11 protein-coding genes are annotated in these 14337 nt (G+C 51.3%); 6 read left to right on the top strand and 5 right to left on the bottom strand.

Annotation, left to right across the window (positions count from 1 at the left end; all coding sequences use genetic code 11):
• Positions 1–3: 3 nt before the first annotated feature.
• Entirely contained in the window at positions 4–519 is a 516-nt protein-coding gene (gene ubiC, locus AC3ISQ_RS01730) for a chorismate lyase (protein WP_489350267.1), read from the bottom strand.
• A 276-nt stretch (positions 520–795) separates the two neighbouring features.
• Between ubiC and AC3ISQ_RS01725 the strand changes: the two genes are divergently transcribed.
• Positions 796–1077 carry a hypothetical protein gene (locus AC3ISQ_RS01725; RefSeq protein ID WP_489350266.1) on the top strand — a complete coding sequence of 94 codons (282 nt, stop codon included), beginning with the start codon at positions 796–798 and terminating at the stop codon, positions 1075–1077.
• 62 nt (positions 1078–1139) lie between these two features.
• Here the strand turns inward: AC3ISQ_RS01725 and malM are convergent, their stop codons facing one another.
• From malM to malK, 3 genes are all read right to left on the bottom strand, one after another.
• Positions 1140–2054: a maltose operon protein MalM gene (gene malM, locus AC3ISQ_RS01720; protein WP_489350265.1), complete on the bottom strand. Its 915-nt coding sequence runs from the start codon at positions 2052–2054 to the stop codon at positions 1140–1142.
• A gap of 103 nt (positions 2055–2157) precedes the next feature.
• Positions 2158–3447, bottom strand: a complete 1290-nt coding sequence (locus AC3ISQ_RS01715) for a maltoporin (protein ID WP_489353085.1) — start codon at positions 3445–3447, stop codon at positions 2158–2160.
• A gap of 159 nt (positions 3448–3606) precedes the next feature.
• Positions 3607–4716 (bottom strand): maltose/maltodextrin ABC transporter ATP-binding protein MalK, encoded by a 1110-nt coding sequence (gene malK, locus AC3ISQ_RS01710; protein ID WP_489350264.1) that lies wholly within the window; start codon positions 4714–4716, stop codon positions 3607–3609.
• A 381-nt stretch (positions 4717–5097) separates the two neighbouring features.
• On the opposite strand from malK, the gene malE reads away from it, so the two are divergent.
• From malE to AC3ISQ_RS01690, 4 genes are all read left to right on the top strand, one after another.
• Positions 5098–6282 carry a maltose/maltodextrin ABC transporter substrate-binding protein MalE gene (gene malE / locus AC3ISQ_RS01705; protein WP_489350263.1) on the top strand — a complete coding sequence of 395 codons (1185 nt, stop codon included), beginning with the start codon at positions 5098–5100 and terminating at the stop codon, positions 6280–6282.
• A 62-nt stretch (positions 6283–6344) separates the two neighbouring features.
• Positions 6345–7916, top strand: a complete 1572-nt coding sequence (gene malF / locus AC3ISQ_RS01700; protein WP_489350262.1) for a maltose ABC transporter permease MalF — start codon at positions 6345–6347, stop codon at positions 7914–7916.
• A gap of 15 nt (positions 7917–7931) precedes the next feature.
• The gene (malG, locus tag AC3ISQ_RS01695) at positions 7932–8822 is read left to right on the top strand and encodes a maltose ABC transporter permease MalG (RefSeq protein WP_489350261.1); all 891 of its coding nucleotides are present in this window, start codon (positions 7932–7934) and stop codon (positions 8820–8822) included.
• A 306-nt stretch (positions 8823–9128) separates the two neighbouring features.
• The gene (locus AC3ISQ_RS01690; RefSeq protein ID WP_489350260.1) at positions 9129–10562 is read left to right on the top strand and encodes a capsule assembly Wzi family protein; all 1434 of its coding nucleotides are present in this window, start codon (positions 9129–9131) and stop codon (positions 10560–10562) included.
• Between the two features lie 51 nt (positions 10563–10613).
• Here the strand turns inward: AC3ISQ_RS01690 and pgi are convergent, their stop codons facing one another.
• Positions 10614–12260 carry a glucose-6-phosphate isomerase gene (gene pgi / locus AC3ISQ_RS01685; protein ID WP_489350259.1) on the bottom strand — a complete coding sequence of 549 codons (1647 nt, stop codon included), beginning with the start codon at positions 12258–12260 and terminating at the stop codon, positions 10614–10616.
• A 228-nt stretch (positions 12261–12488) separates the two neighbouring features.
• Here pgi and AC3ISQ_RS01680 point away from each other — a divergent pair, with 228 nt between their 5' ends.
• Positions 12489–14297: a cation:proton antiporter gene (locus AC3ISQ_RS01680; RefSeq protein ID WP_489350258.1), complete on the top strand. Its 1809-nt coding sequence runs from the start codon at positions 12489–12491 to the stop codon at positions 14295–14297.
• The last annotated feature ends 40 nt before the right edge of the window (positions 14298–14337 follow it).

Raw genomic sequence — 14337 nt, 5'->3', positions numbered from 1 at the left:
TCGTCATACCCGGTCTGCGCGATAAATCGGCGAGTCCGATAAAAACAGTTCTGTCAGCAATAGCGGTTTACCCGCCAAACGCAATCGGGAACGGCGCGCCCACAAAGACTCTTGCTGACCAATATGAATATAATCGCGAGTTAACGCATCGTTGCTGAATAGGTAACGCCCCAGCGGCAAAGTGCCCAAATCCACCAGCGCCTGATCCGGCCCAGTCAAGGTTGCTTGCGGGATCACCGTGCGCCCCAGCAACCAAGGTTGGTTATCGCCAAATAATACAACTTCGCGCAACCAATAGCGGGGGCTTTCCGGCAAATGTTCAGCCTCTTCACCGAGTTGCTCGCGGTTGATAAAACACTCTCGCTGTGGTTCGACATGCACGCGATCGCAATAACGTTCAAAGCGACGAGTCATGGAGCCCAACTCCATCAACCAGTCATTAACGGCGGCGGGCACCGGGGGATGTTGTTCAGATAACCACTCAAGCGGCGGTAGGATCGAATCCCTATTGCCAAACATTACGCAACTCCACGTCGGGAGCCACCCCGACCATACAAACTGTTAACAGTCAGCCATTGTAACGCAGAAATTCGAAACCAGCAGGCGGATTCGTGGAGAGATGTAATCGGAGGTCAGTGGCACTTTCGGCGCAACTCAAAGTGGTGACAATGCGAGCAAGGTCATGAACATGGATTAATCATTACATTTTATGTGGACTATTGGCGTTCGAATTTTATACTGCGATAGATTTTGTATCTCAGGCCAACATCGCACAGCGAGTACAAGGAAGAGAATATGTATTGGGTAGTCGTTATCGGCTCTATCATTACGATCGGCATTCTATTTGCCATTTATGTTCCTTCTGGTAATACACCTACAACCGGGCTATGGGAGCAGCTCCCCACCAAAGAACAATATATCCGCGCTCACCCTGAAACAGCGCATGGCCAACATGTTAAATGCTATTACTGTCGCTCGTTCAATACGTTGGATGTCGGGTTAGCTCGGTTCACCGACTATCGCCGCACCATCATTTGCCGATCCTGTAAACGCTCACTCTGGCGAGAGCAAGACTAACCGATAAAAAAGGTGCGCCGAAGCGCACCAAGTCAAAGAGCCAGCATCGGCAGCGTGGGGTACTACCCCTTGCCTTTCACGCTGCTAATAAAGGTTTCACGCGCAGTGGTCGAACCCAGTTTTTCAGCTTCATTCATCAGTTTTAGTGCTTTGTCGATATCACCGGCTTTCACCGCCTGTTTGATACCATTGTTAAAGTAAGTTTCGGTGTCGTTCAGCATCGGTTCTGACGGTTTCACTTCAACCGGTACGGCGACTGGCGCAGCAGCTGGACTTGCAGGTGTGGTACTCCCAACCACCACTGGTGCCGAAGCGGGTGCCGGTTGCAACATACCGATCATCACGTTACCGGTGCCTTGTTCTGCCGTTACCTTCAGCTTCAACAAGCCATTGCCGGTGTGATTAGCAATCGGATCGGGAATATCCGGTACCGCGTTACCCACCCCACGGGCATAGGCTTTCGCCGGGTTAGTCAGTTGAGTGGTTTTCGTCAGATCCTGTTTGGTGGTGTAGACCAGCAGATAGATCTGTTTCTGCCCTAATGCCGGGGTCAGTTTTAACGTGCCTTCCAGCCGGTCGGTCGACATCACGCCCGGTGGTTGGTAGATAAAATAGCTACTTGGGTAATACGCCGCTGCGCGCAGATGTTCGTCCAACACCAGCACGCTTGGCGCATACAGCGAATTATCCTTGGCGATGCTGCTTAGCGTCACTTCCAGCGATCCGCGATCGGCGGGCAAAGTGTAAGCCGCCACCGCACCTTGAATATCACCTTGATTAATTTGTGGGCTAACGTTATCCAGCTTGATGTCTTGGCTAACTGGCGGTACTAACGGCTGCCACGGCAAGCTTTGCAGCGTAGCGCCGCTGATAGCAGGTGCGACAGCAACGTCTGTTGGATTAGCGGCCTGAGCGGCCAGTGGAACACCGACGGTTAACGCCAGTGATAGGCAGAGCGACAACCAATTCTTTTTCATTGTTATTTCCTCTCGCATAACGCGTTCAACCCAACAGCGGGCAGGCAAGCGCACCGCTGTTGGGGAAGTGGGTACTTAGATGCTGATCTATCCTAAATAATGATCACCACCAGATTTCCATTTGAGCCCCAAAGGTCACTTCGTCGTCATCGCCACGGCTGAATTTATGCACGCTAGAATCCGCGTAAGCTGTACCTGTGTTGTAACCGGTGTCGCTGTTAGTCGCGTAGCCCCAGTTTTCATCCCACTTGGCATAAGTCGCGAACAGACGGATCGCCGGACGTGACCAGATACTGTTACCCGCTTGCCATTGTTGTGCCAGCGTCACTTTGTACTGGTTGTTGGTTTCGCTCACGTTTTGCGATTTCACATTGTCGTAGCCCAGTTCCAGCAAGGTGCTCATGATTGGCGTCCATTTGTACATTGGACGCACACCCACGGTGTACCAAGTGGTGCCGTTCTTGTTGTCGCGATTAATGTCTTGGTACATCGCCACATACATCAATGCCCATTGGTCGTTGAAATCGATGGCACCGTGATCCAACACACGCAACAGATAGCCATTGTTGTCGACACTCGAGCCTTCAGCACGGCCATTTATTTGTGAAGACATAGCGTCAGTGGCGTATTGCACAACGAATTTGTTGTAGCCGCTGTAAATGCTTTGAGTGTGTTCCCCTGTCAGCATCCAGCCGTCTTTAGACGCGCCATCGGCCAGGTTGTAACCGTCCTGCACGTTGGCCCGGCCAAAATCAACCCCAAATTCCAACGTACCACCTGGGTTAGTTTCCAAACCTGCCAGACGCACATCGAAGATGTCGTTAATGGTTGGGCGTTCATCAAGTTGGTTGTAGATATAACCGTAAGAACCACCGGATTCGCCGTTACGCGTCACCGCCATCGACAACTTACCGAAGCCCAGATCGATGTTTTCCAAACCTGCACCCGGGCCGGAGATATCCCAGTAGTAGAAGTCAATCATATGGACATCATGACGTTGATAGAAACGCTTACCGGCCCACATATTGGCACCCGGCAAGGCATCGATCAGGTTTTTACCCTGCACATTCACTTCACGAAAGCCCGGTGTCGCGTCTTCCCAGTCGGAACGTTGTGACACCGAGTAAGCCAAGTTAGTATCGAAATAGAAGCTCTTGTCCCCTTCTTTCCACACTTCCTGACCCAATTTTAATTCGGCGTAAGTTTCACATTCGTTGCCCAGACGGTATTTACTCGGAGCACCCGTTGCTTTAAAGCATTCTTGCTCACCACCACTACCGGTCCAGCCAATGCCAGAACGGGCGTAACCTTTAAAATCCAGCGCCATCGCCGAAGACGAAAGCACGCCCATGGTGATAGCCAGAGCCAGAGGAAGTTTGCGCAGAGTCGTCATCATTATTCTCCAGTTATATAGACCGTTATACCCAAAGGATTTCATGGTGCAGCTAGGCGGCCAGCTCGCGAATCCCCGGGAGCTTACTCAAGTAAGTGACTGGGGTGAGTGGGCGCAGCCAACAACGCTGCAACGTGAAAAACGAAGGGTATTAGTGCTTTAAACGCCCAGCTCCTGATGCAACCGTCGACACGCAGTTCCGTCCTCGCGGAACAGATGACAACGGTGTGGCGGTAAGCCGATAGCGAATGTGGCACCTTCTTCTACCAGCACTACGTCGTTCTGGCGGTAAACCAGGTTCTGACGAATTGCCGGGATCTCGATGTGGATCTGCGTCTCGTTACCGAGTTGCTCCACCACCTGTACTTCACCTGTCAATTGCACCTCGGAAGCATCGCCGGGTAGCAGGTGCTCCGGGCGAATACCCAGTGACATATTGCTGCCTGCCTGCACACCCTCGCCCTCAACCGGTAGCCAAACCCGTTGGCGATTCGGTAGTTCGACTTGAACTTGCTGAGGTTCTGCGGCAGTCACTTTCACCGGTAGGAAATTCATTTTTGGCGAGCCGATAAAACCGGCAACGAAGCGGTTGGCTGGATAGTGATACAGCTCCAACGGCTTGCCCACTTGCGCGACACGCCCGGCGTCGAGCACGACTATCTTGTCGGCCAGTGTCATCGCTTCGACCTGATCGTGGGTGACGTAAATCATGGTGCGCTGCAAACGCTTATGCAGACGCGAAATCTCGATACGCATTTGCACACGTAGCGCGGCATCCAGGTTGGAAAGCGGTTCGTCGAGCAGGAATACATCCGGCTCTGCCACTAAAGTACGGCCAATCGCCACCCGTTGACGTTGTCCACCAGACAGGGCTTTTGGTCGACGATCCAACAAATGCGCCAATTGCAGCACTTCGGAAACCTGATTAACCCGTTGGCTAATCTCAGCCTTTTTAGCGCCAGCTAGCTTGAGGCCGAAGGACATGTTGTCCGCCACTGACAGATGCGGGTACAACGCATAAGACTGGAACACCATGCCGATGCCGCGTTCAGAAGGCGGCACTTCATTCATCCGTTTTTCGCCGATCAACAGATCGCCGGAAGTGATGTCCTCCAAACCAGCAATCATGCGTAGCAAAGTCGATTTACCGCAGCCCGACGGGCCGACAAAGACAACAAACTCGCCATCATTGATGGTCAGATTGACATCCTTGGAAATCACAGCCTCGCCAAAGGCCTTGTAGACGCTGCGTAAAGTAACGCTAGCCATATGCTATTCCCCTCTATCCCTTAAAAATTTCAGTTTCCCACGCAGGATAGGGCAATGAAATCAATGTTGCTGATAGTGCGGGAATGTGTGGAAGTGGTAATCATCCGTAACAGGATTTTTCATGGGGGAGGAGATGGGGGGATGGGATAATGCCGAGGAGGATGAGAAGTTCAAGGTTAAAAGCAATTGTGTGATCTGCTTGGCAAAAATCAGCGTCCTTTTTTGTGCCTAACACCACAGAATAGGGCGGAATGTTAGCTGGATCACAGTAAGCGTCTGAGGGGCGTAGAGGGGGGGATGATGAGTTTGTATCGACATGTAACCCACTATTACGCTGAAAACCACTCTCCTCGCACCTCGACTATAAAGAAGGATTGGATTATGAATCGCTCTGCCCGCACGCTGATGCTGTCTGCTTTAACCACGTTGGTGCTCTCCTCTTCTGCTTTCGCCAAAATTGAAGAAGGTAAATTAGTTATCTGGATCAACGGCGATAAAGGCTATAACGGCCTGGCCGAAGTCGGTAAAAAGTTTGAGAAAGACACCGGTATCAAAGTCACCATCGAGCACCCAGACAAACTGGAAGAAAAATATCCGCAAGTTGCTGCCACTGGCGACGGCCCGGACATCATCTTCTGGGCACATGACCGTTTCGGTGGTTATGCCCAATCCGGCCTGCTGGCAGAAATCCATCCTTCCAAAGCCTTCGAAGAGAAAATCTATCCATTCACTTGGGACGCGGTTCGTTACGACGGCAAGCTGATCGGCTACCCGATCGCGGTAGAAGCGCTGTCGCTGATTTATAACAAAGACCTGATCAAAGAAGCGCCAAAAACCTGGGAAGAGATCCCGGCGTTAGACAAAGAACTGCGCGCTAAAGGCAAAAGCGCCATCATGTGGAATCTGCAAGAACCGTACTTCACTTGGCCAATCATTGCTGCTGATGGCGGTTATGCCTTCAAGTATGAAAATGGCAAATACAACATCAAAGATGTTGGTGTTGCGAACGCGGGCTCTCAGGCAGGTCTACAATTTATTGTCAATCTGGTGAAAAACAAACACATCAACGCCGATACCGACTATTCCATCGCCGAAGCCGCCTTTAACAAAGGCCAGACCGCGATGACCATCAACGGCCCTTGGGCATGGTCGAACATCGAACAAAGCAAGATCAACTACGGCGTTACCCTGCTGCCAACCTTCAAAGGTAAACCTTCCAAGCCGTTCGTCGGCGTACTGACTGCCGGTATCAACGCCGCCAGCCCGAACAAAGAACTGGCGACCGAGTTCTTGGAAAACTATCTGCTCACTAACGAAGGTTTGGCGGACGTCAACAAAGACAAACCACTAGGTGCGGTAGCGCTGAAATCGTTCCAAGAGCAACTGGCAAAAGATCCGAAGATTGCCGCCACCATGGAGAACTCGCAAAACGGTGAAATCATGCCGAATATCCCGCAGATGAGCGCCTTCTGGTATGCCGAGCGTAGTGCGGTGATCAACGCCGTGAGCGGTCGTCAGACGGTGAAAGCAGCATTAGACGACGTGCAAACTCGTATCACCAAGTAACTCTTCTCGTAGTGCAGGGCGTGGTTTGCGCCCTGCTGTTGCAAGTCTGAAAGGAACGCCCTATGCAACTAGCTCACGCCGAATCGGCGGCGCGCAAGAAATCGAAGTGGTGGCAAAGCGATCTGCTGAAATGGTTGTTAGTCGGCCTATTCAGCCTGATTACCTGCTATCTGATTGTGCTGATGTATGCACAGGGTGAATATCTGTTCGCCATTCTGACGTTGGTGCTGGTCAGCGCCGGACTATATGTTTTCGCCAACCGCAAAGCCTATGCCTGGCGCTACGTTTACCCCGGCGTCGCTGGCATGGGGTTGTTCGTTCTGTTCCCGCTAATCTGTACCATCGCCATTGCCTTTACCAACTACAGCAGTACTAATCAGTTAACCTATGAACGCGCTCAATCAGTATTAATGCAACGCCAATTTCAATCAGGTAAAACCTTTACTTTTGGGCTGTATCCTACCGCCGATCAACAGTGGCGTTTACAATTAACCCATCCAGACAGCGGACAATTACTGATCTCCGAACCGTTCAGTTTTAGCGGTGCGCAAACGCTGAAATTAACGCCTGAAAGCACCGAACCCACCGGTGAACGCGCCACTTTGCGAGTGATCACCCAAAACCGTCAGGCACTGAGCCAAATTGTTGCCGTGCTGCCCGAAGGCGGTGAACTGCGCATGAGTTCATTACGCCAGTTCTCCGGCACCAGCCCACTTTATACAGTTGGGAAAGATGGCCAGACGCTGACTAATAACCAGACGCAGGTACAGTATCGTCCGAACCAAGAAATTGGCTTTTATCAGGCAGTGAATGCCGATGGCAATTGGGCTCAGGAAACGCTTAGCCCCGGTTATACCGTGACTACTGGTTGGAAAAACTTCCTGCGCGTGCTGAATGACGAAGGTATTCAAAAACCGTTTATCTCGATTTTTGTCTGGACCATTATTTTCTCGGTGTTGACAGTGATACTCACCGTGGCGGTCGGCATGGTGCTAGCCTGCGTAGTGCAGTGGGAAGAACTGAAAGGCAAAGCGATTTACCGGGTGTTGCTGATCCTGCCCTATGCGGTACCGTCGTTTATTTCCATCTTGATTTTCAAAGGGTTGTTCAACCAAAGTTTCGGTGAGATCAACATGATGCTCAGCGCACTGTTTGGCATCAAACCCGCATGGTTCAGCGATCCGATCACCGCCAAAAGTATGATCCTGATCGTCAATACTTGGCTCGGTTATCCGTACATGATGATCCTGTGCATGGGGCTGCTGAAAGCGATCCCGGACGATCTGTATGAAGCCTCAGCGATGGACGGCGCTAGCCCAATGCAGAACTTTTTCCGCATCACTTTCCCACTGTTGATCAAACCGCTCACGCCGTTGATGATCGCCAGTTTCGCCTTTAACTTTAACAACTTCGTGCTGATCCAACTGTTGACCAATGGCGGCCCAGATATGATCGGCACCACCACGCCAGCTGGCTATACCGATCTGTTAGTCAGCTACACCTACCGCATTGCCTTTGAAGGCGGCGGCGGGCAAGACTTCGGATTGGCCGCGGCGATAGCCACGCTGATCTTCCTGTTGGTTGGTGCCTTAGCCATCCTGAACCTGAAAGCCAGCAAGATGAATTTCGACTAAGGGAGATAAAGAAAAATGGCAATGGTTAAACCTAGATCCCAGCGTCTGCGGCTGTTTATCACCCACCTACTGCTGTTGTGCTTTATTGCATTGATCATGTTCCCACTGCTGATGGTGGTGGCTATCTCGCTACGATCCGGTAACTTCGCCACCGGTAGCCTAATCCCAGAACAGATCTCTTGGGATCACTGGCGCTTGGCATTGGGTATGAGCGTGACTCACGCCGACGGTAGCGTCACTCCCCCGCCATTCCCGGTGCTGTTATGGTTGTGGAACTCAATTAAGGTCGCGGTGATCACCGCTATGGGTATCGTGACGCTTTCAACCACTTGCGCCTACGCTTTCGCCCGTATGCGTTTTCGTGGCAAAAGCACCCTGCTGAAAAGCATGTTGATTTTCCAGATGTTCCCAGCAGTGTTATCTCTGGTGGCGTTATACGCCTTGTTCGATCGCCTCGGTCAATACATTCCGTTTATCGGCCTGAATACTCACGGTGGAGTGATCTTCGCCTATATGGGCGGTATTGCGCTGCATGTATGGACGATAAAGGGCTATTTTGAAACTATCGACAACTCATTGGAAGAGGCCGCCGCGTTGGACGGTGCTAGCCCATGGCAGGCGTTCCGACTCGTCTTGTTGCCACTCTCGGTACCGATTCTGGCGGTGGTGTTTATTCTGTCGTTCATTGCCGCGATTACCGAAGTACCGGTCGCGTCATTGCTATTGCGCGATGTCAACAGCTACACACTGGCGGTCGGGATGCAGCAATATCTCAACCCACAAAACTACTTATGGGGCGATTTCGCCGCCGCTGCGGTGCTGTCGGCGATCCCCATCACCGCCGTCTTCCTACTGGCTCAACGCTGGTTGGTGGGTGGCCTGACCGCGGGTGGAGTGAAAGGTTAACTTTGGTTGTCATCCGTTGATGTACTTGTTTATCAATACCTGTGTCTTTGGCGACTCTCTGAGTCGCCATTTTTATATTTGTTATTTGTATTTATTAGCAAACTAACGGCCATTATCTTAATTAGTTGACATCCTATTCCTAAAATTACGCCCCCATCTAGCCAATCACCTCACGAAACCAATAAAATCATTAATATGCAAAGCAATAATATAATTGCATGCATTCACCAGAACAAATAACCCATATTATTGTTTTTTTACTGTTTTTACATAAAAGCAATATTTTGATTTCACCAAGGACGATTTATGCGCTCTAAATTTAATGGGCTGGTTGCTGCTAGTCTGTTTATCTGTGCATTTACCAGTAATGCCAGCGGATTGGTAACACCTGATAACGACTTACGTAATGATTTGGCTTGGCTGTCCGATCGCGGGGTGATTAACGTCAGCCTGTCGACATGGCCGCTTAGCCAAGAAGAAATTCATTCCGTGTTGGCACAGGCCAAGCCCGTCACCAATACCGAAAAAAATGTTATCGACCGCGTTCAACGCCGCGTCGGTGAACTAAAAGCCAATATTCGCGTGAGCGGATACACCTCGACGGATAAACCGGGAACACCGCAAGGTTTCGCCCAAAACGAATATGCCGACGAACGTTTTACTGTCGGTTTGGGTGCCAACGGTGAATTCTGGGATGTGCGTTTACAGGGCATGGTAGAGGGCGATCAGCGCGCCAGCGACACTTCCAACTACAACCTGCAAGGCTCCTACGGAGCAGTGAAAATCTGGAACCAATGGCTATCATTCGGCGAAGTCTCCCAATGGTGGGGGCCGGGTTACGACGGCAGCTTGATCCGCTCCGATGCGGCTCGTCCGGTCGCCGGTTTTATGCTGCAACGTGCCGATCAATCGCCATTCGAAACACCCTGGCTATCGTGGATTGGCCGTTGGCAGTATCAACTAACCGCCGGGCAACTGTCGCAATATACTGCCGTGCCGGATAGCAAGCTGATTGGTGGACGTTTCACCATGATGCCAACCAACTTCCTCGAACTGGGAGCCTCACGCATCATGATGTGGGGCGGCGATGGGCGTCCGCAAAGCTGGAGTTCATTCAGGGACGCGGTCGTAGGCAACGACAATACGGGCGATCGACAAAATGATCCCGGTAACCAGCTCGGTGGTTTTGACTTCAAGATGAAATTACAACCGTTGATCGGGATGCCCGTCAGCTTCTACGGTCAGCTCGTCGGCGAAGATGAATCCGGCATGTTGCCATCGCACAACTTTTATCTGTTGGGTTTAGAAGGCCACCCAGAGTGGGGCCCGACCACCATTAACTGGTATATCGAAGGTTCGGATACGCGTTCGAATGGCGATGCCAATAACGTGACTTATAGCCACTACATCTACAAAGGTGGTTATTACCAACAAGGTTATCCATTAGGTCATGCGATGGGTGGCGATGGGCAGATGTTGGCGGGTCGTGTAGAACTGGTCTTGGACGATGGTCAACGCTGGAGTACCCGCTTGGTGTACGCCAAAGTTAACCCGAATAATCAGACCATTAACCAAGCATTCCCGCAATCCGATACGCTGAAAGGTATCCAATTAGGTTGGGGTTATGACTTCGACTCTAAAGTGAAATTTGATACCGGCTTATGGTACACCAATAATCACGCCAGCACGGCTGATGATGTCGGTGCAGGCTTCAGTTTCGAAGTACCGATTAATCTGTAGAATTTAATCAGTTGAATGAAGAGGGCCTCGCACCCTCTTCATTCCGTCAAATTAACGCCATTCTTTAAAACGGTTAATCAGCGCATTGGTCGAGCTATCGTGGCTGCCGATTTTCTCGTTCCCTGCCAGTTCCGGCAAAATACGGTTAGCCAACTGTTTACCCAACTCCACACCCCACTGATCGAAGGTGAAGATGTTCAGGATCGCGCCTTGAGTAAAGATCTTGTGTTCATACAGGGCGATCAGGCTGCCCAAACTGAACGGCGTGATCTCACGCAGCAAGATTGAGTTAGTCGGGCGGTTGCCTTCAAACACTTTGAACGGCGCTACGTGCTTCACTTCCTCTGGCTTTTTGCCTTGCGCGGCGAATTCAGCTTCAACCACATCCAGCGCTTTACCAAATGCCAGCGCTTCAGTCTGAGCAAAGAAGTTAGACAGCAGTTTAGCGTGGTGATCGCTCAGCGGGTTATGGCTGACAGCTGGCGCGATGAAATCGCATGGGATCAGCTTGGTGCCTTGGTGAATCAGCTGGTAGAACGCGTGTTGACCGTTGGTGCCTGGCTCGCCCCAAATAATTGGGCCAGTCTGGTAATCCACCGGATTGCCGTTGCGATCGACATACTTACCGTTGGATTCCATGTTGCCTTGCTGGAAGTAAGCCGCAAAGCGATGCATGTACTGGTCGTAAGGCAGAATGGCTTCGGTTTCAGCACCAAAGAAGTTGTTGTACCAGATACCGATCAACGCCAGCAGCACCGGCAGGTTTTTCTCCGCTGGAGTTTCGGCGAAGTGTTTATCCATCGCATGAGCACCACTCAGCAGTTGCTCAAAGTTGTCGTAACCAATCGACAGCGCAATAGACAGACCAATCGCGGACCACAGGGAATAACGACCACCGACCCAGTCCCAGAATTCGAACATGTTGTCGGTGTCGATACCGAACTCGGAAACCGCTTTACCGTTGGTAGACAGCGCAGCAAAGTGTTTTGCCACGTGTTTTTGATCGCCCGCAGTTTTCAGGAACCAGTCACGCGCGCTATGGGCGTTGGTCATGGTTTCTTGCGTGGTGAAAGTTTTTGAAGCCACCAAGAACAGCGTGGTTTCTGGGTTCAGTGGCTTCAACGTTTCGGCGATATGGGTGCCGTCAACGTTAGAAACAAAGTGCATATTCAGTTGGTTTTTATACGGACGCAGCGCTTCGGTCGCCATATAAGGGCCAAGATCCGAACCACCAATACCGATGTTGACGACGTCGGTAATCGGCTTACCGGTGTAGCCTTTCCAGTCGCCGCCAATCACGCGGTCGCAGAACTGTTTCATCTTCGCCAGTACTGCATTCACTTCTGGCATCACGTCTTTACCGTCAACGATAATCGGGCTGTTGCTACGGTTGCGCAGGGCAATGTGCAGCACGGCACGATCTTCAGTACGGTTAATCTTCTCACCGGCAAACATCGATTTGATCGCGCTTTGCAGATCGGTCTCTTTTGCCAGCGCCTGCAGTTTTTCCAAGGTTTCTACGGTGATGCGGTTTTTGGAGTAATCCACCAGCATCTGGTCGTTGAATGTGGCAGAGAACTTGGCAAAACGATCGCTGTCTTTGGCAAACAGTTCGCTGATTTTAACATCTTTCATTTGTTCAAAATGTTGCTGCAAGGCCTGCCAGGCAGCGGTTTGACTAGGATTGATATTTTTCATAGCAACGCTCTTCTAGACTGAGAATGATTAGAATGTGATTGTCCGATTGTAGCTCGTTAGTCTGTGATTACGATCTCTTTTCTTGCGATAGGCTTTATCTGTCAAAAGTGGCGTTTTTTTCAGAGTGATGCTCGCATTTTTACGCTAACAGTCTGTTGCTGTGGTTGCGTAAATGTCACTAAACTGTATGAAAACTGGCGTTAATGCCGCTCAGGAAAGGAAGTTTTCATGGAATTATCCGCCCCGCTGATGTTGGTTGTCATCAGTTTAAGCTCGTTGTTGGCGCAATGGTTGGCTTGGTCGCTACGCCTCCCTGCCATTTTGCCATTGCTGCTGTTCGGGATCATTTTGGGGCCAGTGGTACATATGGTGCAGCCGGATCTGCTGTTTGGCGATCTATTGTTCCCGGTCGTGTCACTGTCTGTCGCCATCATTCTGTTTGAAGGGGCATTAACGCTACGCGTCGACGAAATCCGTGGGCTGGGTGGTGTGGTGCGCAATCTGGTCAGTATCGGCATGTTGATGACCTTCTTGGTGATCAGCGTCGCCTGTTGGTTGCTGCTCGACCTGCCACCGGAACTCGCCGCCTTGATCGGTGCAGTCACCGTGGTCACTGGCCCGACAGTGATCGCCCCACTGATGCGTGTGGTTCGCCCCAAAGCCAGCATTAATCAGGTATTACGCTGGGAAGGGATCGTTATCGATCCGGTCGGTGCCATCTTTACGCTGTTAGTTTTCGAATTTATCGTGGCGAAACAGGGAGCTGAATCCTATTTACATCTACTCTGGACACTCGGCTTCACCGTTTCCGTCGGTCTAATTAGCGGTGCGCTGTTTGGTTATCTGCTCGGCATCGCGCTGCGCCGCGTTTGGTTACCCGCTTACCTGCAAAACCTAGCAGTGCTGTCGATCATGCTGACCGCATTTGGGGTGTCCAACGCCATTGCCGACGAATCAGGCCTGCTGACCGTTACCGTAATGGGTATCTGGCTCGCCAATATGCGCGATGTGGATACCAGCGAGATTCTAGCGTTTAAAGAGGAACTGTCGGCGATCCTGATTTCTGCGCTGTTTATCATTCTGGCTGCGCGGTTGGATATCCATGCGCTATTCAGTATGGGTTGGCCGCTGCTGGGATTGTTGCTGGTGGCGCAGTTTATCGCCCGTCCATTGTGTATTGCCGTTTCCACCTGGCGTTCCAGCCTGCATTGGCGCGATCGTCTATTACTGTGTTGGATCTCTCCGCGCGGTATCGTGGCGGCGGCGGTCAGTTCATTGTTCGCCCTCACCTTGCAACGTGCCGGTTATCAAGGCGCAGACCAGCTAGTAACCGTAGTTTTCGCTATCATCATCGGTACCGTGGTACTACAAAGCCTGACCAGTGGCATGATGGCGCGTTGGTTGCGAGTACAGCAACGTAAGCCACGCGGCGTATTGATTGTCGGGGCCAACAGTGTGGCGCGGATGATCGCGCAAGCTCTGCTCAAACTAAACATCCCGGTCGTCGTCACTGACAGCAGTTGGGAATATTATCGCCAAGCACGTATGGACGGTATCCCCGCCTATTATGGTCATGCTTACTCCGAACATGCCGAGAACACCCTCGATCTAAGCGAAACGGCACAGGTCTTGGCGCTATCTCCTAACCGACATCAGAACGCATTGGCGATCTATCACTTCGGCCACATTTTTAGTGACGAACGCGTGTTCTCCATCCGTTCCGGTGCCCCGCTGAAAGGTCGCACCAACAGCTCAGAAAGTTCGCGCTTCCGCCGTCATGAAGTCCTGTTTAATCAAGAGGCCACCTACGGCCGCTTGAGCAGTATGATCGCCAAAGGCGCCGTGATCAAAGCCACTAAGTTGAACGAGAATTTTGGCTGGCAGGAATATCTGAATATGCATCAAGGTGTTATCCCACTATTTTATCAGCAAGAAGACGGTAAATTACAGCCATTAGGTGCTAACGCCGTGCCGGTTTTACCTTGTACGCTAATTGCATTGGTACAAGATGAAAATCCCTCAGCGTCTGCCCGTTGACAGCGATGAATAAACCCGCTATTCCTAACAGCCTACTTGC

It is taken from the genome of Serratia sp. KH_031 (genome assembly GCF_057839655.1).
The sequence above is the reverse complement of the archived record's forward strand: the minus strand, read 5'-3'. Positions and strand labels throughout refer to the sequence as shown.

Bases quoted from the DNA above. Each gene is read 5' to 3' on its own strand.
- ubiC (WP_489350267.1), bottom strand. From the start codon at position 519: ATGTTTGGCAATAGGGATTCGATCCTACCGCCGCTTGAGTGGTTATCT.
- AC3ISQ_RS01725 (WP_489350266.1), top strand. From the start codon at position 796: ATGTATTGGGTAGTCGTTATCGGCTCTATCATTACGATCGGCATTCTA.
- malM (WP_489350265.1), bottom strand. From the start codon at position 2,054: ATGAAAAAGAATTGGTTGTCGCTCTGCCTATCACTGGCGTTAACCGTC.
- AC3ISQ_RS01715 (WP_489353085.1), bottom strand. From the start codon at position 3,447: ATGACGACTCTGCGCAAACTTCCTCTGGCTCTGGCTATCACCATGGGC.
- malK (WP_489350264.1), bottom strand. From the start codon at position 4,716: ATGGCTAGCGTTACTTTACGCAGCGTCTACAAGGCCTTTGGCGAGGCT.
- malE (WP_489350263.1), top strand. From the start codon at position 5,098: ATGAATCGCTCTGCCCGCACGCTGATGCTGTCTGCTTTAACCACGTTG.
- malF (WP_489350262.1), top strand. From the start codon at position 6,345: ATGCAACTAGCTCACGCCGAATCGGCGGCGCGCAAGAAATCGAAGTGG.
- malG (WP_489350261.1), top strand. From the start codon at position 7,932: ATGGCAATGGTTAAACCTAGATCCCAGCGTCTGCGGCTGTTTATCACC.
- AC3ISQ_RS01690 (WP_489350260.1), top strand. From the start codon at position 9,129: ATGCGCTCTAAATTTAATGGGCTGGTTGCTGCTAGTCTGTTTATCTGT.
- pgi (WP_489350259.1), bottom strand. From the start codon at position 12,260: ATGAAAAATATCAATCCTAGTCAAACCGCTGCCTGGCAGGCCTTGCAG.
- AC3ISQ_RS01680 (WP_489350258.1), top strand. From the start codon at position 12,489: ATGGAATTATCCGCCCCGCTGATGTTGGTTGTCATCAGTTTAAGCTCG.